27 protein-coding genes are annotated in these 25,731 nt (G+C 48.6%); 15 read left to right on the top strand and 12 right to left on the bottom strand.

Annotated elements, in window-relative coordinates:
• Positions 1-34: 34 nt before the first annotated feature.
• A complete protein-coding gene (locus tag KME12_03635) occupies positions 35-1,006 on the top strand; it encodes a DUF362 domain-containing protein (protein ID MBW4486865.1) in 972 nt (323 codons plus the stop codon).
• On the opposite strand, the gene KME12_03630 is transcribed toward KME12_03635, so the two are convergent.
• From KME12_03630 to KME12_03615, 4 genes are all read right to left on the bottom strand, one after another.
• Complete coding sequence (locus tag KME12_03630) at positions 1,003-2,019, bottom strand: tetratricopeptide repeat protein (GenBank protein MBW4486864.1); 1,017 nt, start codon at positions 2,017-2,019, stop codon at positions 1,003-1,005. The genes KME12_03635 and KME12_03630 overlap by 4 nt on opposite strands.
• Before the next feature lie 304 nt (positions 2,020-2,323).
• A complete protein-coding gene (gene psbN / locus KME12_03625; protein ID MBW4486863.1) occupies positions 2,324-2,455 on the bottom strand; it encodes a photosystem II reaction center protein PsbN in 132 nt (43 codons plus the stop codon).
• Positions 2,456-2,606: 151 nt separating this feature from the next.
• Complete coding sequence (locus KME12_03620; GenBank protein ID MBW4486862.1) at positions 2,607-3,968, bottom strand: AAA family ATPase; 1,362 nt, start codon at positions 3,966-3,968, stop codon at positions 2,607-2,609.
• 231 nt (positions 3,969-4,199) lie between these two features.
• On the bottom strand, positions 4,200-4,556 hold the full coding sequence (locus tag KME12_03615; GenBank protein ID MBW4486861.1) for an AAA family ATPase: 357 nt from the start codon (positions 4,554-4,556) through the stop codon (positions 4,200-4,202).
• A 542-nt stretch (positions 4,557-5,098) separates the two neighbouring features.
• Here KME12_03615 and psbH point away from each other — a divergent pair.
• From psbH to KME12_03590, 5 genes are all read left to right on the top strand, one after another.
• Complete coding sequence (gene psbH / locus KME12_03610) at positions 5,099-5,302, top strand: photosystem II reaction center protein PsbH (GenBank protein MBW4486860.1); 204 nt, start codon at positions 5,099-5,101, stop codon at positions 5,300-5,302.
• 154 nt (positions 5,303-5,456) lie between these two features.
• Positions 5,457-5,777, top strand: coding sequence for a TatA/E family twin arginine-targeting protein translocase (locus KME12_03605; GenBank protein MBW4486859.1), 321 nt, complete (start codon positions 5,457-5,459; stop codon positions 5,775-5,777).
• A gap of 52 nt (positions 5,778-5,829) precedes the next feature.
• Positions 5,830-6,468 (top strand): aminoacyl-tRNA hydrolase, encoded by a 639-nt coding sequence (gene pth, locus KME12_03600; GenBank protein ID MBW4486858.1) that lies wholly within the window; start codon positions 5,830-5,832, stop codon positions 6,466-6,468.
• A gap of 187 nt (positions 6,469-6,655) precedes the next feature.
• Positions 6,656-6,967, top strand: a complete 312-nt coding sequence (locus KME12_03595; protein MBW4486857.1) for a hypothetical protein — start codon at positions 6,656-6,658, stop codon at positions 6,965-6,967.
• Between the two features lie 9 nt (positions 6,968-6,976).
• On the top strand, positions 6,977-7,240 hold the full coding sequence (locus tag KME12_03590; GenBank protein ID MBW4486856.1) for a DUF3146 family protein: 264 nt from the start codon (positions 6,977-6,979) through the stop codon (positions 7,238-7,240).
• A gap of 8 nt (positions 7,241-7,248) precedes the next feature.
• Here the strand turns inward: KME12_03590 and KME12_03585 are convergent, their stop codons facing one another.
• The 4 genes from KME12_03585 to KME12_03570 form a co-directional block, all read right to left on the bottom strand.
• Positions 7,249-7,692, bottom strand: a complete 444-nt coding sequence (locus KME12_03585; GenBank protein ID MBW4486855.1) for a pre-16S rRNA-processing nuclease YqgF — start codon at positions 7,690-7,692, stop codon at positions 7,249-7,251.
• An 80-nt stretch (positions 7,693-7,772) separates the two neighbouring features.
• The gene (locus KME12_03580) at positions 7,773-9,452 is read right to left on the bottom strand and encodes a DUF3084 domain-containing protein (GenBank protein ID MBW4486854.1); all 1,680 of its coding nucleotides are present in this window, start codon (positions 9,450-9,452) and stop codon (positions 7,773-7,775) included.
• Positions 9,453-9,717: 265 nt separating this feature from the next.
• Complete coding sequence (gene ntcA, locus KME12_03575; protein MBW4486853.1) at positions 9,718-10,389, bottom strand: global nitrogen regulator NtcA; 672 nt, start codon at positions 10,387-10,389, stop codon at positions 9,718-9,720.
• Positions 10,390-10,739: 350 nt separating this feature from the next.
• A complete protein-coding gene (locus tag KME12_03570) occupies positions 10,740-10,922 on the bottom strand; it encodes a hypothetical protein (protein ID MBW4486852.1) in 183 nt (60 codons plus the stop codon).
• A gap of 39 nt (positions 10,923-10,961) precedes the next feature.
• On the opposite strand from KME12_03570, the gene KME12_03565 reads away from it, so the two are divergent.
• The 3 genes from KME12_03565 (at position 10,962) to hisB (ending at position 13,805) form a co-directional block, all read left to right on the top strand.
• Positions 10,962-12,185 carry a transposase gene (locus tag KME12_03565; GenBank protein ID MBW4486851.1) on the top strand — a complete coding sequence of 408 codons (1,224 nt, stop codon included), beginning with the start codon at positions 10,962-10,964 and terminating at the stop codon, positions 12,183-12,185.
• A gap of 56 nt (positions 12,186-12,241) precedes the next feature.
• Positions 12,242-13,018 (top strand): enoyl-ACP reductase FabI, encoded by a 777-nt coding sequence (gene fabI, locus KME12_03560; GenBank protein MBW4486850.1) that lies wholly within the window; start codon positions 12,242-12,244, stop codon positions 13,016-13,018.
• Between the two features lie 109 nt (positions 13,019-13,127).
• Complete coding sequence (hisB, locus tag KME12_03555; GenBank protein MBW4486849.1) at positions 13,128-13,805, top strand: imidazoleglycerol-phosphate dehydratase HisB; 678 nt, start codon at positions 13,128-13,130, stop codon at positions 13,803-13,805.
• Here the strand turns inward: hisB and KME12_03550 are convergent.
• A complete protein-coding gene (locus KME12_03550) occupies positions 13,772-14,755 on the bottom strand; it encodes a putative 2-dehydropantoate 2-reductase (GenBank protein ID MBW4486848.1) in 984 nt (327 codons plus the stop codon). The two genes, hisB and KME12_03550, sit on opposite strands and share 34 nt — an antisense overlap.
• A 158-nt stretch (positions 14,756-14,913) precedes the next feature.
• Between KME12_03550 and KME12_03545 the strand changes: the two genes are divergently transcribed.
• The 4 genes from KME12_03545 (at position 14,914) to KME12_03530 (ending at position 19,989) form a co-directional block, all read left to right on the top strand.
• Positions 14,914-16,374, top strand: a complete 1,461-nt coding sequence (locus KME12_03545; GenBank protein MBW4486847.1) for a folate/biopterin family MFS transporter — start codon at positions 14,914-14,916, stop codon at positions 16,372-16,374.
• Positions 16,375-16,430: 56 nt separating this feature from the next.
• Positions 16,431-17,966, top strand: coding sequence for a carotenoid oxygenase family protein (locus tag KME12_03540; GenBank protein ID MBW4486846.1), 1,536 nt, complete (start codon positions 16,431-16,433; stop codon positions 17,964-17,966).
• Between the two features lie 363 nt (positions 17,967-18,329).
• Positions 18,330-19,295 (top strand): glycosyltransferase, encoded by a 966-nt coding sequence (locus KME12_03535; GenBank protein ID MBW4486845.1) that lies wholly within the window; start codon positions 18,330-18,332, stop codon positions 19,293-19,295.
• Between the two features lie 268 nt (positions 19,296-19,563).
• Positions 19,564-19,989, top strand: coding sequence for a hypothetical protein (locus KME12_03530; GenBank protein ID MBW4486844.1), 426 nt, complete (start codon positions 19,564-19,566; stop codon positions 19,987-19,989).
• A 73-nt stretch (positions 19,990-20,062) separates the two neighbouring features.
• Here the strand turns inward: KME12_03530 and prfB are convergent.
• Positions 20,063-21,185, bottom strand: a protein-coding gene (gene prfB / locus KME12_03525) for a peptide chain release factor 2 (protein MBW4486843.1) whose coding sequence is annotated in 2 segments (ribosomal slippage) — positions 20,063-21,112 and positions 21,114-21,185 — 1,122 coding nt in all. Because the reading frame shifts where the segments join, the coding sequence is not laid out codon by codon here.
• Between the two features lie 206 nt (positions 21,186-21,391).
• The gene (locus tag KME12_03520; protein ID MBW4486842.1) at positions 21,392-22,120 is read right to left on the bottom strand and encodes a Bax inhibitor-1 family protein; all 729 of its coding nucleotides are present in this window, start codon (positions 22,118-22,120) and stop codon (positions 21,392-21,394) included.
• Between the two features lie 288 nt (positions 22,121-22,408).
• On the opposite strand from KME12_03520, the gene KME12_03515 reads away from it, so the two are divergent.
• On the top strand, positions 22,409-23,191 hold the full coding sequence (locus KME12_03515; GenBank protein ID MBW4486841.1) for an RNA polymerase sigma factor SigF: 783 nt from the start codon (positions 22,409-22,411) through the stop codon (positions 23,189-23,191).
• Between the two features lie 17 nt (positions 23,192-23,208).
• On the opposite strand, the gene KME12_03510 is transcribed toward KME12_03515, so the two are convergent.
• Positions 23,209-23,490 carry a hypothetical protein gene (locus KME12_03510; protein ID MBW4486840.1) on the bottom strand — a complete coding sequence of 94 codons (282 nt, stop codon included), beginning with the start codon at positions 23,488-23,490 and terminating at the stop codon, positions 23,209-23,211.
• A 180-nt stretch (positions 23,491-23,670) separates the two neighbouring features.
• On the opposite strand from KME12_03510, the gene KME12_03505 reads away from it, so the two are divergent.
• Positions 23,671-25,719, top strand: a complete 2,049-nt coding sequence (locus KME12_03505; protein MBW4486839.1) for a DUF3352 domain-containing protein — start codon at positions 23,671-23,673, stop codon at positions 25,717-25,719.
• The last annotated feature ends 12 nt before the right edge of the window (positions 25,720-25,731 follow it).

Raw genomic sequence — 25,731 nt, 5'->3', positions numbered from 1 at the left:
CACCCATCATCTTTACCCATCCTTCTGCTTGACCATGACGCCATTACAGCCTTCTGTCAGTTTATTGCGAGCTGACTCCTACGACCTGCAAGAACTCCGAGCCAGCGTGGAGCGATTACTAGAACCTTTAGGTGGCATCAGTGCCTTCGTCAAACCAGGCGATCGCGTCTTGTTGAAACCCAATTTGCTGACAGGGGCGCGTCCTGGTAAAGAATGTATTACTCGCGCCGAACTAGTTTACTGTGTCGCGGAAATGGTTCAGGCCGCAGGGGGACAGCCATTTCTAGGAGATAGCCCCGCCTTTGGTAGCGCTAGAGGCGTTGCCGTAGCCAATGGCTATTTGCCTTTGATTGAAGAACTCAACTTACCGATTGTGGAATTTAGCGGCAAACGGTATGAAACCGTCAGCGCCAACTTCAATCATTTATTGCTGTCTAAAGAAGTGATGGATGCGGATGTGGTGATTAACCTGCCCAAGGTGAAATCCCACGTCCAACTGACTTTGACCTTAGCGGTCAAGAATCTATTCGGCTGTGTCCCTGGCAAAATGAAAGCTTGGTGGCACATGGAAGCGGGCAAAGACAGCCAGCGCTTTGGTGAAATGTTAGTCGAGACAGCCCGGGCGATCGCCCCTGATCTCACCATTGTCGATGGCATTATTGGCCACGAAGGTAATGGCCCTAGTGGGGGTGAGCCTCGGCATCTAGGCGTGATTGGAGCCTCCACCAATGTCTTTGCGCTCGATCGCGCCTTGCTCGAAATCCTCAATGTTGACCCCACCACAGTGCCTATCACAGCGGCAGCTCAACGGTTAGGGCTAAACGTAGAGCCAGCAGATATGCAGTTTCCGCATTTGCGGCCCGAAGACCTCAAGATCCTAGATTGGCAGCTACCTACTCGCATGATGGCGATCGATTTCGCGATGCCCCGCGTGCTCAAGTCTACGTTTAGGCATCTCTACATTCGCTTTATTAAGGAACCCATCAACGCTTACGCTGGGCGCTAGACCATAGAATATTCCACAGCTTTAGCGTAGTCCCCCAAGGCATAACAAGCCATTTTGAGGCTACCCAGGGCTTGACGCTCTGCTTGAGGGTCGTGTAGTTGCCGCGCGATCGCTAAGCGTTGCTCGTAATGTTCCACCGCTTTGGCATAGTTACCTAAGGCTTCGTACGCCACTCCCAAACTACCCAGAGATTGCTCAATCCCTCGGTAGTCTTGGACTGCCTGAGCGATCGCGAGTCGTCGTTGCAAATACTCAACGGCTTTAGCGTAATTCTCCAGGGCGGCATAAGCACTACCCAAATTTCTTAAAACCTGACCCTCGGTTTTGTGGTCTTGAGCGGCCTGGGCAATTGCTAAGCGCTGTTCGTAGTATTCAATTGCTTCGGTGTAGTTGCCCAGAGCGTAGTAAGCATTACCTAGATTTCGCAGAACTTGCCCTTCAATTTTTTCGTCTTGAAGTTCTCGCGAAACTTGTAAGCTTTGCTGCTGGTACTCAATGGCTTTCATACAATCCCCTAAGGTCTTGTAGGCCAATCCTAAATTGTTCAGAGCTGCAACTTCAGCTCGACGGTCTTGAATTTCTTGAGCCACTAGTAAGCTTTGATGCGAGTACTCAATGGCTTTGGTGTGATCCTTAACGTGGCGATAGGCATTTCCTAAATGCCCGAGTGCTTGTCCTTCACCCCGCTGATCGTCTAGTTGCCGTGCGATCGCCAGTCGTTGCTGAGCAAATTCAATCGTTTTGCCATATTCGCCCAGAGCATAGTGAACGCTGCTGAGGCTGCCCAATGCCTGAGCGATCCCTCTAACGTCTTGCAGACTCTGATACAAGTTGAGAGCTTCGTAGCACAGTGGTAATGCAGCCTCCAGATGATTGGCCTGGAGTTGCTCCACTCCTTGCCTGAGTAAATTTTCTGCGAGTAGTTGTTGAGGACTCTCTACAGCTAGTTCGGAACTCTGACTCCAATTGGTTGTTGCAGAAAGAGTTCCTTGCTCATTCACAAAATCACCCATTAGCGTCTAGCTCATTGGCTAGCGGTGCACTATTTATACCAGAGCGTAACGCTTTGAGTTAAAAAGAGAACTCCGTACCATCCTCAGGCTTAATCGTTAACTTCTCATCAAGGTACTGGTATTTCTACTGAATGAGGCAGATCTAGGACAGGAGTGGGCGATCGCATTTTTGGGAGTTCCTAGAGGCAACTCCAAGGAAACGAACTTTAGAGAATTAAAAAAATGAGCCTGCAAGAGCAGGCCAGCTTCGGGTAATTGTTTGTGCAATCGAGAACTCAGCACCGTCTGACTCCTCTAGCAAACTCTAATCTTCGTGGTCTTCAAAGGGATCGCTCAATTCTTTAGAGGGAGGGCCAAAGGAGGTATAGATTGAAAGGCCAGTAATGGCAATGACGACGGCACAAACAGAAATGCTAAGAACGGCTGCGGGTTCCATGAGTTCGCTCGATTATGAGGACTGTTTCTCTATGATAATATTCCGTAACATATTTAGAAACAATTCATTACATGCCCAGGCGATGACCCATCATTTTAGTCGGGTAAGGTTGTTGTTTCGCGATCGCAGCACGTGGTGAACAACCTACTGGCTAAGCGCTATCCAGCCTTCCTTCAAGGAATTTCGCTAGATCTAAGAAACGCTCAGGTTGGTGGTTAACTATCCAAGACGTGAGTTCATAAGAGTGCTTAGGTTTTGAAAATTGAACCCTTGCTTCAGATAGAGTGATGAAGAGATCCTTGAGGAGCTTAGATGCATCTACTCTCTCAAACCATTCAGATTCGGATAGGTTCTCTGGGTTTGCACTTTTTATATAGTCTCCAGCTTGCCTTTTTTGATCAATCCATTCCTGCACCTCTTGCTCAACCAGCAAACTTTCCCGTAATGGATCGTTTTTATTGATTACATCAGTAATGGCCTTAGAAATAAGTAAGTAGTTCTCATACATCCGTCTGGGCAAGAATTCAATTGCGTTAGAGCTTCGTCGCTTAAGATCCTCCATTTGCTGCTTAGTCTTGCCTTCACGATCGAGAATAAAGCCGATGGCAGGTGGAAATAAACTGCTGCCGCCGCTCAGCTTGTCATAGATATCAAAGATCAGACGAGAATTTTTCCCTTCTAAGTCGCCTGTATTTTTAACAGATAAAATTACAGTTCCTCTAAGTATTCTTTTTGCAACTTTTTCTAGGATCAGGGGAAAACACTGCTCCTCAGTCGGCCCCTCTACCCACAAAATGTTATCTGCTCCGAAGACATCAGATAATCTAACTCCAACTTCAGCTAAGATAGAACGCTGCTCAGTGGTTTCATCAGGATAGATAATAGATGCTTTTGTTTCACAGCCATCATAAGAAAGCTTGATGATCCGAGCTGGATTAGCGGCTGTAATCAGCATTGGTGAATGAGTGGCAATGAAATACTGATGCTGTGGAAATTCTTTTAGAATCTCGATCAGCTTTTTGGCGGCTCCAGGATGTAGAAAGGATTGAGGCTCATCAATAATAATTGTTCTTGGCAGTTGTGATGTTATAACAACGTAGAGAATTGCCAAAACTTGACTAATTCCAGTTCCACAATCTGAAAGCGGGAATGTTAGATCTTCCCTACCTTCACGTGCTGCTTCTATCGTCCACAACCTAATTTCAACTTTAGAATCTTCTTTCTCAATCGAAGAAACGTATTCTATATGTGGGAATACATCTGAGAGGAATCTATTTAGCAATGAAAACTTTGAGGGATTTTTATTCGGCAGTAAATGAATGACTTCTGCAAGATTAGACGCATCTGGCTTGAGATCAGCACTACCTGTATAACCGCAAATTCCGACATTCAATCGCTCAGCGTAAAAACGATAGATTCTATTTCTAAACAGCTCAAACACTTGATATGATATAGCTAATTTATAACTTCCCTTAAGAATATGATAGTCAACCCACTCACTATAGTCGGGCACCTCCCAAGAAGTTTGATGTATATATACAGGACCTACATAGAGTCCAGCATAGTTATCATTGAAGAACTCAATATACGAGTAATTTTCATTTTCATCGACATTTGGTAAGTCAGCGTGAGAATAAAAATTGAACAGAAGATTCTGTGTGATTTTCCCTGCTTCTATTTCGCCTCTAAGGTCGCTAGAGAGGGTTAATTCCCATCTTATTGAATTTGGCTCATTTAGCCACTTTTAAAAAGAGCCTATCAAGCTACTAACTGTCTCTAGGTTTGCGTTCCAACTTTCACCTCCGGGTTCAGGCAGGCACAGTGGAGATTGTACTTGTTCTAAAAATTCACGTAGTTCATTTTTATCCAGAGCTAAAGTGATATCAGCATTAGATGGTTGCTCAAGTTTCGAGAAACGATTTGGCAGTTTTTTTATACTGCGATTTGGAGTACTTGTAAGCCTAAGTGTTAAAGCTTCTAGAAGCGCTGTTTTCCCTGAGTTATTTTGTCCAATTATTATATTAAGGCCAGGGCCAAATTCTAATAATTCAGAATCTATATAGGACTTGTAGTTGAGTAGCCTAAAACTCTTGATGAACATTGATTTGTGTTGGTTAGGAAACTTGCGTTAGTTAAATATCTATAGAGCAAGCGATGGGTGCATGTCACTTTGGAAGGTGCATAACTTGAGTGTTAGTGCAACGAGGTAGCTGAATGCTTGTAAGTAGAGCATTTCAAGCTACAAGTACAAATACTCGCTCGCAAAGGTGACATACTCCCGCAAGCAATCGCCCCCCAGTTCTGAGCTTTCTCAGATAGTGCACCCCTTTTAGAGCACGAATCAGCGATCGCTTGCGAGTAGAAGGGGACATTCTCTCCTGCAATTACAAACACGCTGCTGTTTTGCCCAGATCTGTTGGACTCCGCTCGGCTCCCCTCTCCCAATCGCTGTGCCGCTTGCAACCGACTCAAACGTTGGCTTCGAGCTACGATAAAATTCTCTCACTTCAGAATGTGAAGTTAGTTAAAGCTCTGTTTTCGGAGTTGGTACGATAGTCGAGTTTTTTTATGCTTCCAGATTCTGCTAAAGTCTTAATTACTAAGCATTAAAAAGTTCTGTCGAGATCCACATACAGGTGACCCATGGCTCAACGCACTTGGTTGGGAGATGTTCTCAAGCCTTTGAATTCTGAATACGGTAAGGTCGCGCCCGGTTGGGGTACCACGCCGCTAATGGGCGTTTTTATGCTGCTATTTTTTGTCTTCTTACTGATCATCTTGCAGGTTTACAATTCCTCGTTGTTGATTGAAAACGTCGATGTAGACTGGAGAAGCTTAGGCGGCTAGTGCCATTGCGTGCCTAGGGCTTAGAGTTCAGTATCTAGATGTTCCCGGTTTCGACCGGGTTTTTTGTTGGCTTTATACTAAAGGAAGGCCAAATTTCTGGGCAATGCTCCAGAGAAGAACTGAGCCGTCCGGGATTTGACTAGGAGGAACTGGCGTGAATATTTTTGGCATCGGCCTACCGGAGATGGCGCTGATTATGGCTTTGGCTTTGCTGATTTTTGGGCCAAAGAAGTTGCCAGAGATCGGTCGGAGCTTAGGAAAGGCGATTCGGGGCTTTCAAGACGCCTCTAAAGAGTTCGAGAATGAATTTAAGCGGGAAGCTGAACGGTTAGAGCAGATTGTGACTGAGCCAATGGAGGCCAAACTAGAACCTCCAACTCAGCCTGCGCTCTCGCCAGCCGCTTCCGAGACAGCGACCCAGGCAGAAGCAAATGAGGCAGTAACAGCTGCCGCTTCAGACGAAGTGACTAGCTAGCTGAACCACTAGCCGAAAGATTGAGTGCCGAAAGATTAGTGATTGAAAGCAAATGACAGAGGCTACTTCGACACCCAAACTGGTGGTGCCGCAATTAATTGTGGGACTCGGAAATCCGGGCGCTAAATACGAGCAAACCCGCCATAATATTGGTTTTGCGGCCATTGACGCTCTCGCCCGCGCCTGGCACATTTCACTGTCGGAAAATCGCAAGTTCCAAGGTGTCTTTGGTGAGGGGCCAGGGGTGCGAGGTAATAAAACTCGCTTGCTCAAACCTCTGACTTACATGAATCTTTCGGGCCAGTCGATTCGAGCTGTAGTGGATTGGTATAAGTTGCCCCCAGAGTCGGTGCTGGTGATCTACGACGATATGGATTTGCCTGTAGGTAAAATCCGGTTGCGCCTGTCTGGATCGGCGGGTGGGCAGAACGGCATGAAGTCAGCGATCGCTCACCTAGGCACCCAAAATTTCCCTCGTTTGCGAATTGGCATTGGTAGTCCTAAGGATGAAAACATAGCCACTCAGGATGCTGTGTCTCACGTCTTAGGCCGATTTGCCCCCACTGAAGCTCAAGTGATCACTCAGGTTCTAGAGATGACGGTAGACGCTGTAGAGCTGAGTCTCAAGCAAGGCTTTGAAAAAGCCATGAGTCTCTACAATGGGCGCTCTGTGGTGAGTACCAAAGTTTGAGACAAGTCTCCTGAGAGCCTAAATCTGTGCTTTAACGGTTGGCTGAGTTAAGCAAACTCAGGTACATTGGCATTTACTGGACGGCACAAATAAACGGAAATAGCCATTGCTTGAGGCTACTGTAATTCGTACCCAGGACAGATCAAATTTGGCCTAGGGGTTTGCCACCATTTCAGGAGAAGCCTTCATGCTGGATAGTTCCGATCCCTTTTTTCTGGCTGAGAGCGCTGCTACATCGCCTGCGATCCTAGATCAACGGTTGGTGAAACGGTGCCATATTCAACTGCCCAACATGCCCAAGCCAATGAGTGCCATTTATTATCAAGGGTACTTTTATAGTTACGTCCGGTTTTTTGCTTCGCTGGAGGCGGCTCAAAGAGCAGCGACGCGCTTGGTTACTAAGGGAAATATAGTTGTCTTTACCCAGGTTGCGAAAGGTTTGGTATTGTGGGTGCTGGAAGCGGAGGCCCAGGTAGCTAGTAAGCCTGTAGTGAGATAATTAGAGACTGTGAGTTCTAACCGTCTACCTGAAACCACTGCTCATGTCCGGATCACGCATCAGTCGTGGCAACAGGGCAAGATTGAGGGAGAAGTCAAAGCCAATCAATTTGAATGGCAATTTCAATGGTGCTTTCGGCAAGGCAACTTGTCAGTGCAGCCTTCTTTGGGACGGGCTTTGATTCAGGAACCCTTAGGGCGCTTCTTAGAGAAATGTGACTATCAATTAGAACCGGGTGGTGACTACTCATTCACGATTCGCGCCCAGCTCTAAACTCAAGTCTAAGCAGAGGCCACTAAGCGCTCTAAATAACGCTCAATTAGCAAAATTGCCACAATATCATCCAGCGATCGCGGTGGAGTTCGCATTCCTTGAGGAATTAAGCGATACAGGCCTTTAGGCGGGTACATCTTCCAGTAGCGATCGCGGGCTTCTAGGCTGCTGTAGCGCTCATCTACCAAAACAACTCTCAAAGGGTCCGACAAATCACTGCTCAGCTTTTGCTTCCAATCTTTGGCAGTTGTCTGGTCGCCCATGACCACAATCGAGATGGGCAATTGTTTCTGGAGCTGTTCAATGGTTGCTACCACTTCATCCGCTGCAATCACCTGGTGGTAACGCAAGGTGCGGTCTACCCCCATAGCAGCTAAGCCACATTTCTGACGGCCCGGATCAAAGCCTAAAATAATTGGCTGATCAGCATTGAGGGCAGGATTCAAGACCATGAAATTTTAATAATCTTCCAGCAGGATGAGCGAATAGTCAGACATCTCAGCAGTACCTGCTTTATTCTAACGAGCCATCCTTAAAAATCGTCAGGACCGAAGAAGGGAAGATCAGGAGAATCCGATGGTTGAGGAGCAGGATTGCCTGTAGGAGTTGGGGCTGAATTTTGAGTGTCGGCATCAGCATCATCTTCCTCTTCAGTTAAGCCATTTTCTGACGTAGGAGTGGGAGGGCTAGGTGCAGGCACCAGAGGGCTAGGTGCAGGAGTTGGAGGGCTAGGTGCAGGAGTTGGAGGGCTAGGTGCCGATGGTGAACTATTGTTGGGAGTGGGACGGGGTGACTGCGGAATCTCCCGGCTAGTGCTCAGCACAACTTGACCATTCTGAATCGCCAACAACTCTACTCGAAGCGGCCCTGCGGTATAGGTGACATCGGTAGTGACTACCCTCAAATCTAACGGTTGCCGATACTGTTTTAGCTGTTCAGCAAAGTTAAGAATGGCGGTGACACTAGTACCCACTGCCGCAACCTGGACTCCTTCAGCCAAGACCCCTGCCCCTCGCGCCCGAAATTCTGTTGCAGCTAGCAGCAGTTCAATCCGCCTTTGAATATCAGCTTCACTCATCGTAGAAGGATCAACGGAAGCAGCAGCAATGACATCCCCAGATAGAAACACAACTTGGTTTGGGGTGACACTAGCAACTACCTGAACGTTTTTTTCTCCTAGCACATAGTTGCCAGCCGATAAAATGCGGACGACGTAATCTCGACCGTCTTCAATCTGGTCTGCGAGTTGCTCCACTTCCGAGCGAGTAATTTGAATGATTTGTTCGCTGTCTTGGTTGATCCCGGGGCGCGTTAGTTTACTGGCGTTGCGGTTAGCTTCTCGCAATAGTCGGTCTACCGCTTGCTGGGCTCCTGTGCTGCCCACAATTCGCACTACACCTGCTGATAACACTTGCCCCCGGAAGAGCGCCACATTTCCTTGCCTCAAGGATTCGTAGCGTGCTTGGTAGTACTGGTAATACTGCTGTAAAGTTTGGACTGCTTTCTCTAAATCAGCTTGCTGGATTTCTAGGTCTCGGGTTTCTTCAATTAATTTTTTGCGTTCATTATCAAGTCTGGTAATTTCTGAACGCAGACCAGTGGCTTGCCGAGAAACTGAGCTGAGCTGGTTTTGCGTACGGCTCAATTCTGCTTCGGTACGGTTTTTTACAGCTTCGATGCGCGACTTTTCATCTTCAGCTCGACTAAGCTGGCTCTGGGTTTGATCGAGCTGTGCTTCTGTGCGCGCTCTCTCCACCTCCACTCGGCTGAGCTGGGTTTGAGTACGGTTGAGCTGTGCTTCTGTGGTAGATTGTCTAGCGATCGCGGCTTTCAGAAATAAATTGATCCGATCGAGCCGTTGCTGAGCCGAAACTTGCTCTGCGCGAGCTTTGGTGAGTTCTTGCTCGACTTGTTTTTTTTGGTTTCTTGTTTGTTCTAAATCTCCTCGCGCTTCTGACAAGCTTGATTGGATCTTGCCTAGCTCAAAAACCCCGGTTCGCAGTTGCTCACTGACAGTAAATAAGATCGCGAGAGTCGAGGCAGAAATAATGCCACCCGTCGCAATTGTGACTAGAACCGCTGTCTTCCGGGGCCGCAGATTGAAGAGGCTGAGCCGCGCTTTACCGACACGAGTACCGATGCGATCGCCAACCGTTGCAATCACACCTCCTAATACCAAAATTGCCACAATTAAGATGTACCCGCTGGTCATCTACCCTCAGGAAGCCATTCAGCCCACACCCAACTCAGATACAGCCTATCTCATGCCTTGGCAGTTTTGTGTGCCAATCACACGTCAGGGCCATGACAAGAGCGCCGAGTGCACAGAAGTTACAGTGATCTCCCTACTGCGGGAAATTCGACTGCCTAGTTTTTCGCTAGAACCACTGCTACTGCTTCGCGCTGATTCATGGCTCAAAACGCTGTATTCAAGTCGTTGTAAGCACTTGTTGTCACCAGAGGTTAACCATAGCAGATCAACTGAACTGTTGACTAAGGGCGACAGGATTATGGACAGTAATTTTTTTCTTATGGATAGAAATCATCTGCTCCTGCCGCAGATCTCCGAGGAGGCGAGTGACCGTGACGCGGGTAGAGCCAATGGCCTCAGCGATCGCCTGATGTGACAACTTCAAATCAATCGTGATCCCCTCAGCGCCAGGAACTCCAAAATCACGACAGAGAATGAGTAAGAAGCTGACGAGGCGTGATCCCATATCCCGATGGGCCAGCGTTTCAATCATCATCTCCGTTTGCAAGATGCGCGAGGACAACCCTTGCAACATCAGCATGGATAGCTCTGGGTTATCCTTGAGGGCTTTCTCCACCTGCTCAATAGGCACCGAGAGTAACTCCGCCGGGGTGAAGGCAACTGCGTGATAAAAGCGATCGGAGCGGTTGCCCGTAATCAGAGAGAGAACTCCAAAAACGCTATTTTCCCGTAGCAAGGCCACAGTGATTTCTTCGCCCGCTTCATAAACGCGAGACAGCTTAACTGCACCTTTGACCAAAAAGTAGACCCGCTCCGCTGGATCACCAGGGAAGAAAATCGTCTTGCCTCGATCAAATGTTTCGATTACGGGAGGAAATGCTCCCCCTCCCAACTGACGAAACACAGATGCTAATGGCCGATCCTGCGTCATTACCATATCCTTTTACCTTTGCGATGCCCTTCTCCAACCTTCATGGGCCGCTCGTCTGGAGATGAACCTTACGAAGGTGAGCCAACTGTAAGCAATTGATGACTTTAGAACACTTAAACTTACTCCAGACTCATTTTTTGTTCTATTTGATACACAATCTAAGAGCGATCGCCAATGTTCTAAGAATTTAGACTCTGCTTTGGAGAATATGGGTGAACGGATAGTGGCTGTAAGCGTACTATATTAGACCTTATCTTACTCCTCCCAAAGATAGAGTGCTCGGAATCGCCCTCAAGACTATGCAGCACTATGCAGCCCTCTCGAAGCTGAGATAAATCCGCAAGCAGCCCCGCGCTCTATCCGTTAGGGTGGGCATCGGGAAGAATTGCGGGTCTGTCGATAGGGTTCAACACCCCGGAGACAGACAAACTCCTGATGTACTGCCTTAAAACATCGCTTTGGGTTCGCTCCGTAAGACGACAATATTCATCTAAATGCTGCTTTTCAATATCAGAAATCCGTACAGAAATGCTTTTCATGTATTGCAGCCTTAGTTGTATCTGCATTACAATAGTAATATGCGAACCGCCTATCAGTACCGATTAAGATTGACCGCCGCCCAGCAAGCCACGATTGATCACTGGCTTGAACTTTGCCGCCGTCAATACAACTATCGCCTAGCAGAGCGGTTCAACTGGTACGAGCAAAATCGCTGTGATATTAATGCTTGCCCGCTCATCTGTCACTTACCAGAGTTGAAAGACCGTCCCGATTTCTATTCGCAGAAACGGGATCTTGTGAACTCCAAAAAGCTGTTTCCCCAATACCAAGAACTTCCCTCTCATACCTTGCAAGACGTAATTGCACGAGTCAAGAAGGCGTTTGACCGATGGTTGAGTGGTGACAGTAATGGCAAACGTAGTGGTAGACCACGCTTCAAGGGGGTTGGGAGATACCGCTCCCTCGCCTTTCCTGATCCTGTTAAAGCAGAGCATATCAACGGAAACTTAATTCAACTACCCAAGATTGGCGAGTTGAAAGTGATTTTGCATCGCCCCATTCCAGCGGGGTTCAAAGTCAAAACTGCCGCAATCACCAAAAAGGCTGATGGCTACTACCTAACGCTGTCATTGCAAGATGCCTCTGTCCCAGAACTCAACCCCGAATTGCCAACCCTGGATAACACCATCGGCATTGATATGGGGCTGAAGTCTTTCCTGGTCACAGACGAGGGAGAAGAGGTTGTTATTCCCCAACCCTATCGCAGGTCAGAGAAGCGTTTGAAGCGGTTACAACGTGGTCTATCTAGGAAAAAGAAGAGTTCTAATCGTTGCAAGAAAGCAATCAAGCGAGTCTCTAAGGCTCACTTAAAAGTCGCCAATCAGCGTAAAGACTTTCACTACAAGACAGCGAAAAAGCTGCTCAACATAGGAAAGCATATTGGGTATGAAGCACTCAATATCAAGGGCATTGCCAGAACTCGCATGGCTAAGTCTACCTATGATGCCGGATGGGGGACGTTCCTGCAAATTCTCTCACTCAAAGCTGCAAATGCTGGACTGATGACGATTGCTGTGAATCCCAACGGCACAACTCAAGACTGCTCAAGTTGTGGTCAAAAGGTTCCCAAAGCTATTCAAGATAGATGGCATTCCTGCCTTAACTGCGGATGTTCGCTAGACCGTGACCACAACGCGGCAATTAATATCAAGCACAGAGCGGTAGGTCATTCCGTTCTTAAAGCTCAGGAAACGCCCGATGGGATACCAGGGGTCACTGAGAAGCCCGCTCTGTATGCGTAGCATCAGCGTCGGGAGTATGTCACTATTCTCGTAATTGCCCTTGAAAAAAGATTGCCATGCTGAATCTGACCGGAAAAAATGCCTTAGTAACAGGCATTGCTAACAATCGCTCCATTGCTTGGGGAATTGCCCAACAACTCCATAAAGCGGGTGCCAATTTAGGGATTACCTATTTGCCCGATGAGCGGGGCAAGATGGAAAAAAAAGTAGCAGAACTGGTTGAGCCACTACAACCCAGCTTATTTGTGCCTTGCAATGTGCAAGATGATGCCCAGATTCAGTCCACGTTTGAGACTGTGAAAGAGAAGTGGGGCAAGCTCGATATCTTGGTTCACTGTCTAGCCTTTGCCAATAAAGATGATTTGTCCGGCGGCTTCAGCAATACCTCGCGGCAAGGATTCAAGACAGCGCTAGATATCAGCACCTATTCGCTCATTCAGCTTAGTGGTGCGGCTAAACCCTTGATGACAGAAGGTGGCAGCATTGTTACTTTGACTTACTTGGGTGGTGTGCGGGTGGTGCCCAACTACAACATTATGGGCATTGCTAAAGCGGGCCTAGAAATGAGCGTTAAGTACCTCGCCGCAGAACTCGGACCCCACAATATTCGAGTTAATGGCATTTCCGCTGGTCCAATTAGAACTTTAGCTTCTTCTGCGGTCGGAGGAATTCTGGATATGATTCACCACGTCGAAGAAGTTGCGCCCCTGCGTCGCACCGTGACTCAACTGGAAGTTGGCAATACGGCGGCGTTCCTGTGTAGCGATTTGTCCAGTGGCATGACAGGGCAAATTCTGTATGTTGATTCTGGCTATGAGATCATGGGGATGTAGTGGTTGTGATTGAGTAACTACGACCGTTTGGCCTGCTTGTGCAGGCTCATAGTTCCTCAGTTCCCAGTTTCTACTTCCCAGTTTTTATTTCCCAGTATTGAGTAGGCCCATGCAGACTAGCATTCATGAAACGTCTTCCCAGGAGAATCGCGAAGCCTTTGATCAGGCCAACGGAGCGTCTTTAGAACCACCATTGTTAGGACGAGTCGCCTCTGTCAGCCGCAAAACGGGTGAGACGGATGTGCATGTCACCATTAATTTGGATGGGCAGGGTCGCTGTGTAGCAGCTACAGGTCTTCCTTTTCTTGACCACATGCTGCATCAGATTGCTTCGCATGGGCTGATTGACTTAGAGGTGCGAGCGACGGGTGACTTAGAAATTGATGACCACCACACCAACGAAGATGTGGGCATTACCCTCGGTCAAGCTTTGGCTAAAGCATTGGGCGATCGCAAAGGGATTGTTCGATTTGGTAATTTCCTCGCTCCCTTAGACGAAGCTTTAATCCAAGTCGCTCTAGATTTATCCGGTCGGCCTCACATTAGCTATGGCTTACAAATTCCTACCGAGCGAGTCGGCACCTATGATACGCAATTGGTGCGAGAGTTCTTTGTGGCAGTGGTGAATCACAGCCAGATGACGCTACACATTCGCCAGCTAGACGGCATAAACTCCCACCACATTATTGAAGCGACGTTCAAGGCGTTTGCCCGGGCTTTGCGGATCGCCACAGAAACCGATCCGCGTCGGGCTCACACTATTCCTAGTTCCAAAGGCGTTTTGTAGTTGCGATCGCTCAAAAATTTCAACTGCTGGTAGAGCATGGCAATTTGCGGTAGCTGAACTCCTGCGGCTTGGGCAGCTCGGAGCGGGTTGCCAAAAATTGCCTCAACTTCTAAGGGTCTGCCTTCGTCGTAGTCAATTTTCATGCTGGTGCGATAAGGTTTCATCTTCACCGTGTCGTCCAGCATTTTTTGAATAAAATCATCGGCGATCGCGCGATTCTGAACCTTTGCTCCCAGGGCAACTTCTCGCATCAGTTGCTCTACCAAAGCATAGGTGTAGCGATCGGCCATCAGGGCATCAGTTGTGGCGTTGAGTACCACTGATAAGCCGTTGAAGGGAATATTCCAAACCAGTTTGCGCCAACGAGCTAATAGTAGATCTTCAGCTAGGTGAATCGGGATACCAGCCTGGGTAAAGTCCTGAGCAATCTGGGACATGCGATCTGTGACACCCCCCGCTTGATAATTCGCTGCATACTCGCCTAAGGTGATGGCCCCGTAGTCCAAGTGGCGAATGTGGCCAGGACCCACTTTGTTAGAACAAATAAAGCACAACCCACCTAGGACTCGTTCCGTCCCCACAATTTGAGCCACTTCTGCCTCTAAGCCCAAGCCATTTTGCAGCATTAAGACAACGCCATCTTTTTTAAGCACTGGAGGCAGGAGGGCTGGCAACAAGTGATTGTGGGTGCTTTTTAGAGCGACTACCACAACATCACAACAAGGCATCTCCTCGACTCGGCGGTAAGCATAGACCTGAGGGAGCGTGAAATTTCCCTCTGGCGACTCGATGACTAATCCTTGCTGCTGCATCTGTTCATAGTCACTTCTGAGCAAGAAGTGGACTTCTGTGCCTACTTGTTGCAGGCGGGCTCCATAAAAGCCCCCTAACGCTCCTGTTCCTAAAATTGCATAGCGACGGTTGGGCGCAGCACCCAAAGAGGCTCCCATTACTTCTACTCCCTGCTTACTCCTGCTCAAACATACTGTAGTGAGGGGATGTGGCCCTAGGGCTGACTTGAGCTTTATGGGTCGCAAGGTGGATTTAGAGACAGGCTAGAGAACAGACGGCTATCATGGTAGGCATTGATATTTATTAAAAATTATCAATGATTGTTTCTGAATCTGGTTGGTCCAAAATCAAGTCATCTTTTACAGAAAAAGTTTTCTTCGGGCAGGAGCCGAGTGCAGAGTTAATTGCCATTTTGTTGGTTTACTTTGTGCAAGGGATTGTCGGCTTAGCTCGATTAGCCATTAGCTTCTTTCTCAAAGATGAGTTAGGGATTGGCCCAGCGCAAGTATCAGCTTTGATGGGAATTGCGGCGCTGCCCTGGATGATCAAGCCTGTCTTTGGCTTTATTTCTGATGGGTTGCCCATTTTTGGCTATCGTCGTCGCCCCTACTTAATCTTGTCGGGGGTGCTAGGAGCTGGTTCCTGGATTGCTTTAGCGACGGTGGTGCACACGGCTTGGGCCGCTACCCTCGCGATCGCCCTTACTTCCTTGTCCGTGGCTGTTAGCGACGTGATTGTGGACTCGCTGGTGGTAGAACGAGCCCGCGAAGAGTCGTTGAGTACTGCGGGGTCTTTACAATCGTTGTGTTGGGGCTCTTCAGCGCTAGGTGGACTTTTGACCGCTTACTTTAGTGGCTCTTTGCTCCAGCGCTTTGATGCCCACACCATTTTTGCCATTACTGCCTCATTTCCCCTGATCGTCTCGGCGGTAGCTGGTCTAATTGCTGAGTCCCGAGTTAGCGCTAGACCCAACTGGTCGGTGGTCAAGCACCAACTAGGACAACTGCGCCAAGCAGTAACCCAAAAGGTAATTTGGCTACCCACTGCATTCCTATTCCTTTGGCAGGCCACACCAACCGCTGATTCTGCCTTCTTCTACTTCACAACGAATGAGCTGGGATTTCAGCCAGAGTTCTTAGGGCGGGTGCGGTTGGTCACGAGTCTGGCGTCTTTGGTAGGAATCTGGCTATTCCAGCGCTTTTTTAAAGAAGTGCCGTTTCGCGCCTTTTTTGGCTGGACGACGCTGCTCTCGGCTGTGTTGGGCATGAGTATGCTGCTGCTAGTAACTCACGCCAACCGAGCTTTAGGAATTGATGATCATTGGTTCAGCTTGGGCGATAGCTTGATTCTGACGGTGATGGGCCAAATTGCCTATATGCCCGTCTTGGTCTTGGCTGCACGTCTCTGTCCTGCGGGGGTGGAAGCGACTTTATTTGCCTTGCTAATGTCAATTACAAATCTAGCAGGGCTAGTGTCCTACGAACTGGGAGCTGTGTTAACGCATTGGTTGGGGATTACTGAAACCAATTTCAGTTCTCTCTGGTTGCTGGTGCTGATCACTAATCTCAGTACCTTGTTGCCACTCCCCTTTTTAGGTTGGTTGCCAGGAGCTGATCCGAAGGCAGAAGCAGGCACCGCAAGTTTGCAAGCCGCACCAGCCACTGAACGGGACTTGGCGATCGCTAGGCAATTAGGTCAGCCATTTTTGCCAGATTTGATGTCGGAATGGGTGCCGCAGGCGATGCGGGAGCCGATTGAAGAAACCATCGATGGATGATTTTCTGCTTCTCAACTTTTTAACTCGGTTTAATTAATTTTCGCTGACTACGAACTATGCAGAGTTTTCAGCTCCAAGAGCGTGCCACAACTGTCCCGATTGATGGTTACACTCGCCAAGATTGGCAAAAGGGATATCGTTCCTTACCCAAGGAGTACGACTATCGCATTGATCAGGTGGAGGGCCAAATTCCTCCCGAACTCCAGGGAACTTTGTTTCGCAATGGCCCAGGGTTGCTAGATGTCAATGGTCAGTCATTACACCATCCTTTTGATGGCGATGGCATGATTTGCGCGATCGCCTTTAAAGATGGCCAAGCCCATTTCCGCAATCGCTTTGTTCGCACCGAAGGCTTCCAGAAAGAGCAAAAAGCTGGCAAGATCCTGCACCGTGGCGTGTTTGGTACCCAAAAACCAGGGGGCTGGCTCGCCAATGCCTTTGACTTCAACCTCAAAAACATTGCCAACACACAGGTGATTTATTGGGGCGGCAAGTTGCTGGCTTTGTGGGAAGCGGCAGAACCTCACCGCTTAGACCCTCAGACGCTAGAGACCTTAGGCAAAGAATACTTAGATGGAGTCTTGTCTCCGGGGTCGGCGTTTGCGGCTCACCCCTGGATTGACCCCAGCTGTGCTCAAGACGGTGGCGATCCCTGTTTAGTCAACTTTGCGATTAAACCAGGCTTATCGACCAACATTACGGTCTACGAACTGAATCCAGACGGTAAAGTGGTGCGGCAATCGGTTCACTCAGTACCTGGATTTGCCTTCATTCATGATTTTGCGATTACACCAAATTACTGCATATTCTTTCAAAATCCGGTGCACTTCAATCCCTTACCCTTTGCCTTGGGGTGGCGCGGAGCCGCAGAGTGCATCAAGTTCCAGCCAGAGCATCCGACTCGAATTTTGGTGATTCCTCGACGTGCTTCAGAGGCGATGCAGATCTTAGAAACCAAATCGGGATTTGTATTTCACCATGCCAATGCGTTTGAGCAAGATGGCTCGATCTATATTGATTCGGTTTGCTACGGAGCCTTCCCAGAGGTAAAACCTGGCTCAGATTTCCGAGAAGTCGATTTTGCTAGCTTAGCGCCGGGTCAATTGTGGCGGTTCCATTTAGATCTTGAAGGCAAGCGAGTCGAGCGACAGCTCCTAGAAAGTCGTTGTTGCGAGTTTCCGTTTGTGCATCCATCGAAAGCAGGTCGTCCTTACCGCTATGCCTATTTGGGCGCAGCTCATGCAGCCACGGGCAATGCTCCTTTGCAAGCGATTCTGAAGGTAGATTTGGAATCGAGCGATCGCCAACTGTGGAGCGCAGCACCTCACGGCTATGTGGGTGAACCCGTGTTTGTGCCTCGATCCGGTTATAGCGAGCAAGGATTACCGCAGACTGAAATGGCAGGTGAGGAGGATGACGGCTGGGTACTGACCCTGGTATATGACTCGAAGCGAGAGGGTTCGGATGTTGTCATTTTAGATGCCCGCAACCTCAATCAAGGCCCAGTGGCGCGGTTACAGCTAAAGCATCATGTACCCTATGGTTTGCACGGTAGCTTCACCCCTGAATATTTTGGGTCGGGCGATCGCTAGGCTGGACGGGTTGGTACTGTCAGTACCTAAGCCCAATTTAGGCTCTAATTTAAAGAATCAGTGAAATTTTAGCGCTAACTATAGCTCTTTTTCTGCAACTGCATGAAGATCGGACAGAAGCTCCCGTGAAGATACTTAGGCCTTTGTCGCTATGAGTCGCTATGAATAGTCACTGATCATAACTTTGCCCTAACTCAAGTGCGTCCCTATAAGTACAGCCTCCCCAGTGCTAATACTGCAAGGATTTTGTTGTAACTGTGTTAGGACGGTGTAACGAAACAGGCCATAGCTGATTCAGCGAACCTAGCGCTAGGTAACAAATTCGTTCCTTCTTAACTCATTAAAATACTCCAGGTTGCCGCTATGAGATTCAGCATTGTGATCACCACTTACAACCGCCTATCTCTTTTGAAGCGGGCGATCGCCTCAGCCCTGAACCAAACGATCCCCTGTGAGGTTGTCGTTGTAGATAATTGCTCCTCAGATGGCACTGAAGCGTATGTGCGGAGTTTAGGCAACCAGGTAATTTATCATCGAAATCCCGCCAATTTAGGCCATTCGGGGGCGGTGAATACTGGAGTAAAAGTTGCTAAAGGGACTTGGATTAAACCTGTTGATGACGATGACTATCTAGCGCCCAACTGCATTGAAGAAATGAGCAAGGCGATCGCCCTACGTCTACAAGCTGCTATTTGCTCTTGTCAAGCGGTCCAAGTAGATGACAAGGGAACGGAGCTAAGCAGAACCCGACAAGTGGGACCCGGACAAGTCTGTTACATCCCGCAAGAAGATATTCATTACGGCATGCTGCTGGAACAAGTGCCCTTCGGTACTCCGATTCAGGTTGCCTTCCGCAGAGACGCATTTCTAGAGTCTGGAGGTTGGGATACCAGCTTAACCAGTTGTGATGACATTGATTCTTGGATCAGAATTGCTCAGTACGGAGATGCCCTTTTTATCAATCAGTGTTTAACCTACCGAACTGTTTGGCCCGGTGGTTATGACCAAAAGATTGCTCTGGAAACTCGCATGAATACCAACATCCTTATGAAAGAAAAAATTCATGCCTTAGTGAGCGAGAAATACCGCTCAGCAATTCCAGCCATTCAAGATATTCGCAACTATCTCCGTCTACATTGGGGGTTAGTTGCTGTTAAACAAAGAAAAATTACCAATGCCCTCCAGATGTTGCTACCTGCTACTAGCTCTCTGGCGGCTTGGCAGCTACTGCTAAGTGCTCGCAAAGGATACCAGCCAAACCCAGCCATTCGCAAGCTCGTTCTCGATTCTCAACTAACCACCAAAGCAGCGACTCTACTCAATTCTTGATTCGCACTTTCTACTTGAAACAGGAGAATAATCTATCCCCAGATGGAGATATGTGGGATCAATATTTCCAAAGGTAGCGATCGCAGAATAGTTCTTCTTGTTTTCTGGAATTTGGTGGATAAAGATCAGCAATCCATCAACAGGTTTACACCTTTCGAATGGAGTAAAAATATATTCTCTATCCCTGGATCAATAGTTCTTTGGTAGCTAACGACACTATGCTGAGCTTGTTTAGCTGACGTTTTTTATTTTGATTGAGGATAGACTCATGAATAATCAAACTAACTCTAATAAAACAGCCAACACAAATGCCGCAGATAGCCATGAACGTGCAGAGGTAGATACCTACGATCGCGGTATCATTCCAGCAGAAACGGCAGCGCGTAAAGAAAGAGAAGGCAGCGCATTTAAGCAACACCCCACTGAAGACAGCCAGAGACACGCTAGAAACGATGATGAAACTGATGGTGGCAGTGTCAGAACAACAGACGGCTACACCACTGATAAAGAAGGCCTGATTAATAACTACGCGGTTGAGCCTGAAATGTATGTGAATGAGCCAGGGGATTTAAGAGAAAAAGAAGCCCAACTACAAGCTGAACGTAGTGGAGAATTAACCGAGGCCAATCAAGACAAGGAAGGTCAACTGTCGATGGAGCATGACGATCGCGGCAGAGGCCCCGGAGTCATCTAATCTCGGAGTCAGTTAAAGAGAATTAAGATCTAGCCCCTTCCCGTTTATTTACGAGAGAAGGGGCTAAACATTTTTAGGCCGTCTGGCTTTCTACCATTTGGTTGTCTTGGCGCAGACAGGCTTGGATGAAGAAGTCTAACTCGCCATTCATCACATCTGCGATCGCCGTAGTTTCCACGCCAGTTCGTAAATCCTTCACCAATTGGTAGGGGTGGAAGACGTAGTTGCGAATTTGGTTGCCCCAAGCCGCCTCTACCATATCTCCTCGGATATCTGCAATCTCTTTGGCTCGTTGCTCTTGAGCGATGATGAGCAGTTTTGCCTTTAAGATCACCAGCGCTTTTTCTTTGTTTTGGAGCTGCGATCGCTCCTGTGTACAGCGCACCGCAATACCAGTCGGAATATGGGTAATCCTTACCGCTGTTTCCACTTTATTGACGTTTTGACCTCCTTTACCTCCTGCCCGCGAGGTCGTAATTTCCAGGTCTTTCTCTGGGATCTCTAGATGCACAGAGCTGTCAATCATTGGCATTACTTCTACACCCGCAAAGCTAGTTTGCCGCTTGTCATTGGCGTTAAAGGGAGAAATGCGGACGAGACGATGGGTGCCCTTCTCGACTTTGAGGTAACCGTAGGCGTATTTGCCATCCACTTCTAGCGTGACTGACTTAACTCCAGCTTCATCTCCTTCCGAGATTTCTGCTAAATGGACTTTATAGCCGTGGTCTTCACCCCAACGGGTATACATCCTTAACAGCATTTCAGCCCAGTCTTGAGCATCGGTGCCGCCAGCCCCCGCATTAATCGTTAAGACTGCACCTTTGGAGTCGTAGGGGCCAGAGAGCAACTGTTGCAGCTCCCACTGATCGAGTTCGCGGCTCAGTTGGGAAACATTAGTCTGGGCCTCTTGCAGTAATGCTTCATCTGCTTCTAGCTCTAGCAACTCCAGGATAGCCCTGGTATCTTCTAAGCTATTTTTCCACTGCTCCAACTGCTCAATATGAGACTTGAGATCATTCAAGTCTTGCAGAGTTTTTTGAGCCTGGGTTTGATCATCCCAAAAATCTGGTTGGGCCGCAATTTGCTCCAAGTCTTGAATCTTGGCATTTAAGGCTGGAACGTCAAAGATAGTCCTGGGTTTTACCCAGGCGCTTAGACAACGTTTCGATTTCGCGTTTAATCTCTAGTGCATCCATAGACAGTAACCGTTAGCTCCTGAACCACAAAAGGTTGCATAGTTCATCTTAGCGAGAGTTGGCGATCGCATTCATCGTTTAGCTCTGCTTCTCACTCTACGATGCCTCAGCACTCTAACTGCTAAATAAAAAGCTGCGGCCCCAAAGACCCCAGCTCTTAAAATTAAGCGTTCAATTTTGTTGACACACTCAGAAATGCCGCAGCATCAGTCGCGGCTATTGATCGCAATCAGCAGTCTCAGGATAAAGACGAACAAGTTGATGTAGGTCAGATACATCGACAAAGCTGCGGGCAAATACTGATCATTCCGATAGGTACGGGGTAGAACATAAAAATCTACAACCGCCACCCCAGCAAACAGCAATACCCCAACACCAGAAATAGCAATTTCGAGCCAAGTCGGGGTGTAGATACCGAAGAAGCTACAAAGAAGCTGACCCACCAGTACCACCAGCAAGGCGATAACGCCAAGACGAACCGTTTGGGCTAGAGCAAAACCATCCTGTTCAGACAGGTTGGAGCCAATTTGCCGAGCAGCAATGAAGGTAACTCCACAGCCGAGCGCAGCAAAACCCATGCCTGGTAAACCTACGCCAGGTGTCCCCAACGCCACAGCTACCAGCCCTGTCAAGGTGTAGCCAGATAGTAAACTGTAGGTTGCTAGTAGGGGTAAGGCAACACCGTTTTGTCCCTTCTCCGCAACTCCACGCGCTACGAAAAATAGAATAAGCTCCAGGATGAGAGCGCCCCAAAATGTGGGGAAGAATAAGCTTGGGTTAGCACTGAAGACTTGTAAGCCCCCGTAGGTACCCAACGCCGTCAAGAGCAACCCCGCCCCTAGGTAAGGCAGAGCATTAGCAATGACATTTGGACCAATTAACGCTTGCGTCTTGGCCTCACGAATGGCATTGCGGAAGTTACTAGTATTGCTCATAAAACTTCCTTGTTATCCACCAACAATAGAGTCCAACTACGCCCATTGTGACGTAGATCTAGTTTTCTCGCATTTCACTAACTTGTAAACTTAAATATTTGCATTGCAAAGACATAAAAAGGCTGTACAGCAGACTAGAAAAGCAACCTCCTTGAATCTGCTGAGTCGCCCTTACGTATTTCCGCCTATACCTTTAAGGGTTCCATAAAGGAGTACCGTGAAACAACGATAGCTCAGCTTGGCTGCCGTAGGGAGAATGAGTTCAACTCTGATGCAAGGTTCTGTGTGATGGCTACTCAATCTTCTCCCCGCTCTCAAGTCATGGAACTCCTGGTCGCCTACCACCAGAATCCCTCCGTCTCTCGGCGCAACCAACTCGTCCGCCTCAACGCAGGACTGGTCCGGAAGATTGCTCACCAAGTCAGCCATCAGTGTGCAGAACCTTACGAAGACCTGGAACAAATCGGTCATCTCGGTCTCATCCGCGCCATTGAGCGCTTCGATCCTTCCCAAGGTTGTGCCTTCAGCTCTTTCGCCGTTCCCTACATTCGCGGTGAGATGCTCCACTTCCTCCGCGATCGCGGCAACACGGTAAAGATTCCTCGGCGCTGGCAAGACTTGCAGAAGGAAGGGCAGAAGGTGCGCGAAGCGTTGATGAAAGATTTAGGACGGCAGCCTCAGGACGCAGAAGTCGCCAGTGAGCTAGGCGTCTCGGTCAATGAGTGGCGCGACATCAAACTCGCAGGGAAGAATCGCTCCTTGCTGAGCTTGGATGCTACGGTTTCGCAACAAGTAGACTCCACAGTGACTCTCGGCGACATGATACCCGATGCTCACTACCAGACCTTGCAGTTGCTCGAAGAAGATCGCCAGCAGTTGCAGCGAGCGCTGAGCCAGCTAGAAGACAAGACCAGAGCGGCGATCGAGCTAGTGTACTTCAGTGACTTGTCACGCAAAGAAGTGGCAGAGCGGATTGAGGTCAGCCCCATGACGGTGACCCGACGCATCCAGAGAGGCATTCAGCAGATGGTGGCTTACTTGCAACCTCAAGAGCTGCAATCTGATCCTTAAAAGCCAATGCTGGATTATTAGTAGAAGCTAGTTAAGCTCCAGTATTCATCACAGCTAATTTTTTCATCTTCTAGCAAGCAGCCAAGTACATCTAGTAAGGCTTGAATGGCAACTTCACGATCGATAAAGTGACGACCTGCTACTAAGGCAGCTGCAAAGCTAGTGTAGGCTTCTCCCTCGTTCATACCACCCGGCACACTGGGGTGATACGCATCGAATTTGAACGAATCACCATAGGGGATGACCTCAAGGAGCCAGCCATGATAAGGCATACGGTTCGGCTCGCTCTTCAACATCATAATCGTCTCCAGCAATCTCATTAGTCGGTGCCAGGTATCTAGCTTCAAATCCTGAGGCTGCAAATCCTGACTGATGGTGTCATTATTCCCACCTAAACTCTGAGAAGAACCAGTTGTATTCGAATTGCTAAATCTAGCTGTAATAGACTAGTCTGTGAACCAAAAAAGGTGGAGAAAACTTTGCTACAGCGTGTCGCATTATCCTTTCTTGCACTGCTAGCGATTAGTTCCAGTCGGGCAATTGCGCAACCCAGCTCTCCACCTAATATTGATCTTGCCAAGTCTTCTGCCTCTATCACCGCTACGTTACCTGCCAATGTTGCAGGAGTGCTATTCGTCAACACGAGTACTGAAGCTTGGACAACCCTGACTCAGTTTCAGCTGTTTGCAGAAGCGGGGCCGTTTTTAGCAGGATTGCCTTCGCTTTTCCTAGGTCTAGATTTGACCGCTGATGTGCAGCCTTGGTTAGGGGAGCGAGTGGCGATCGCGCTCATGCCGTACACTCACTTAGAGAGTAATCCAGCTAACAGCTCAGGGCCTCATTCAGACTCTATCAATGCCGACCGTACCCTCCTGATCGCTCCCATCAAAGACGCCAGCCGACTCACTACTTTTTTAGACAAACTCAAAGTGTCCCGTGGTCAACTCCCGGTTGAGCGGCAATATAAAGGTATAACGGTGTGGGAATGGCCTGCTGAAAAGCCAGCGCTTTGTGACGATGCAGCCGATCCGTCTTGTATTCCAGAGCCAGAAACGGAGTCGGCACCAGAAGACATCCCAGAAGCTCCTCCTGCGGAGCCAGTTCAACCGAGCGAACCGGGCTCTCAAGTTCCATCTAAGACCCATCAGGCATTTTCTAAACTCAAAGCGGTTGGGCCGACACCGACTCTCCCCCTGCCTCCAGTTCCCGGAGGGGCGCTACCAATTCCTTCTATTCCTAATGCTCGACCAGGTCTAGCGATCGCCGTCTTGCCTGGTTACTTGGTGACAGCCACCAGTTCAGCAGCGATCGAACAATTAATCGATGCCCGTAGTAGCAACAGCCCAGCTTTAGCAAGAAATCCGCAGTTTCAGCGCACGATGCAGCATCCGCAGTTTCAGCGATCGCTGTTGGTAGGTTATGGCAACATCGCTGAGATTGCCCGCTTTCCTCAACCCAAGTTCCCCATTCCTGCAACACCGCCGACAGAGGAACCCGCTTCTCCTCAGCCGCAAACTTCTCTTCCTAGCAGATTAAAAGCGGCTTCCGAGTTACCCCATCCTGTGCCAATGGAAGGTGTACCAATGGAAGGGTTGAACGTTGGCTTGGAACGTTTGGCCCAAGATTACAGCACAGTTGATGGCTATGTTTGGTTACAGCCAGAGGGAGTTCGCACCCAAATTAGTTCTTATTACAAAACGCCTCAACCGACCAAAGCCGACGCTCTCACTCCCAACGCTGACCAGATCCTGACGCGGATGCCTGGAGCTTCTTTTCTAGTCAGTAGCAGCCGTAATCTCAAGCAGCAATGGCAGTCGGTCGTAGACGTTACTCAAATGGAACCGACCCTAGAGCCAGCTTTAAAGGTGATTCGGGATAGTATCCGGAGTCTGAGTGGTTTAGATTTGGAGCGCGATTGGCTACCCTGGATGGATGGGGAATATGCAGCATTTCTGTTTCCCAGCAACCAAGGCCCCCTTAGCCGTCTTTATCCCAATCTGGACTTGGGTGTGGGTTTAGTGATGCAGACTAGCGATCGCCCTGCTGCTGAAGCTGCCCTGAAAAAGTTTGACCAGTTTGTCAAGTCGCAACTCGGTGGCTTCTTAAACATTGCAACTCGTACCATTGAAGGACAACCTGTCACTAGCTGGGAATTGGAAGAAGCAGGCGATCGCCAAAGTTTCTTTGCTCACAGTTGGGTGGATCAAGATACGTTGGTAGTAACGACTGGCCTTGGCTCTATGAAGGCGCTCAACCCGGAGCCCTATCTACCCCTCAACCAAAACCGCACATTCAAAACCGCGACTGACTCTTTTTCCCGTCCCAACCAAGGCTATTTTTATACGAACATGGGAGCTTCCCTATCGTTTATCTACGGCCTATTTCAGCCTTACAGCAATGCCCCAGAAATGAGGGAAGTCAAGCGCTGGCTCGGCACAGTTTATAGCATTAGTGCTTCCAACTCTGCTACACCAGAAAAACAGCAGTTTGATAGTCTTCTCGTTCTGGCTCCAACCAGAAAGCCATAGCACCGCCCTTTG

The organism is Trichocoleus desertorum ATA4-8-CV12 (genome assembly GCA_019358975.1).
Taxonomy (GTDB): Bacteria; Cyanobacteriota; Cyanobacteriia; order FACHB-46; family FACHB-46; genus Trichocoleus; species Trichocoleus desertorum_A.
The sequence above is the reverse complement of the archived record's forward strand: the minus strand, read 5'-3'. Positions and strand labels throughout refer to the sequence as shown.

Bases quoted from the DNA above. Each gene is read 5' to 3' on its own strand.
- pth (MBW4486858.1), top strand. From the start codon at position 5,830: ATGACAGAGGCTACTTCGACACCCAAACTGGTGGTGCCGCAATTAATT.
- KME12_03595 (MBW4486857.1), top strand. From the start codon at position 6,656: ATGCTGGATAGTTCCGATCCCTTTTTTCTGGCTGAGAGCGCTGCTACA.
- KME12_03550 (MBW4486848.1), bottom strand. From the start codon at position 14,755: ATGGGAGCCTCTTTGGGTGCTGCGCCCAACCGTCGCTATGCAATTTTA.
- KME12_03580 (MBW4486854.1), bottom strand. From the start codon at position 9,452: ATGACCAGCGGGTACATCTTAATTGTGGCAATTTTGGTATTAGGAGGT.
- psbH (MBW4486860.1), top strand. From the start codon at position 5,099: ATGGCTCAACGCACTTGGTTGGGAGATGTTCTCAAGCCTTTGAATTCT.
- KME12_03535 (MBW4486845.1), top strand. From the start codon at position 18,330: ATGAGATTCAGCATTGTGATCACCACTTACAACCGCCTATCTCTTTTG.
- psbN (MBW4486863.1), bottom strand. From the start codon at position 2,455: ATGGAACCCGCAGCCGTTCTTAGCATTTCTGTTTGTGCCGTCGTCATT.
- KME12_03540 (MBW4486846.1), top strand. From the start codon at position 16,431: ATGCAGAGTTTTCAGCTCCAAGAGCGTGCCACAACTGTCCCGATTGAT.
- KME12_03530 (MBW4486844.1), top strand. From the start codon at position 19,564: ATGAATAATCAAACTAACTCTAATAAAACAGCCAACACAAATGCCGCA.
- KME12_03615 (MBW4486861.1), bottom strand. From the start codon at position 4,556: ATGTTCATCAAGAGTTTTAGGCTACTCAACTACAAGTCCTATATAGAT.
- KME12_03630 (MBW4486864.1), bottom strand. From the start codon at position 2,019: ATGGGTGATTTTGTGAATGAGCAAGGAACTCTTTCTGCAACAACCAAT.
- KME12_03635 (MBW4486865.1), top strand. From the start codon at position 35: ATGACGCCATTACAGCCTTCTGTCAGTTTATTGCGAGCTGACTCCTAC.
- KME12_03520 (MBW4486842.1), bottom strand. From the start codon at position 22,120: ATGAGCAATACTAGTAACTTCCGCAATGCCATTCGTGAGGCCAAGACG.
- KME12_03515 (MBW4486841.1), top strand. From the start codon at position 22,409: ATGGCTACTCAATCTTCTCCCCGCTCTCAAGTCATGGAACTCCTGGTC.
- KME12_03585 (MBW4486855.1), bottom strand. From the start codon at position 7,692: ATGGTCTTGAATCCTGCCCTCAATGCTGATCAGCCAATTATTTTAGGC.
- ntcA (MBW4486853.1), bottom strand. From the start codon at position 10,389: ATGGTAATGACGCAGGATCGGCCATTAGCATCTGTGTTTCGTCAGTTG.
- KME12_03565 (MBW4486851.1), top strand. From the start codon at position 10,962: ATGCGAACCGCCTATCAGTACCGATTAAGATTGACCGCCGCCCAGCAA.
- KME12_03510 (MBW4486840.1), bottom strand. From the start codon at position 23,490: ATGATGTTGAAGAGCGAGCCGAACCGTATGCCTTATCATGGCTGGCTC.
- KME12_03570 (MBW4486852.1), bottom strand. From the start codon at position 10,922: ATGAAAAGCATTTCTGTACGGATTTCTGATATTGAAAAGCAGCATTTA.
- hisB (MBW4486849.1), top strand. From the start codon at position 13,128: ATGCAGACTAGCATTCATGAAACGTCTTCCCAGGAGAATCGCGAAGCC.
- fabI (MBW4486850.1), top strand. From the start codon at position 12,242: ATGCTGAATCTGACCGGAAAAAATGCCTTAGTAACAGGCATTGCTAAC.
- KME12_03545 (MBW4486847.1), top strand. From the start codon at position 14,914: ATGATTGTTTCTGAATCTGGTTGGTCCAAAATCAAGTCATCTTTTACA.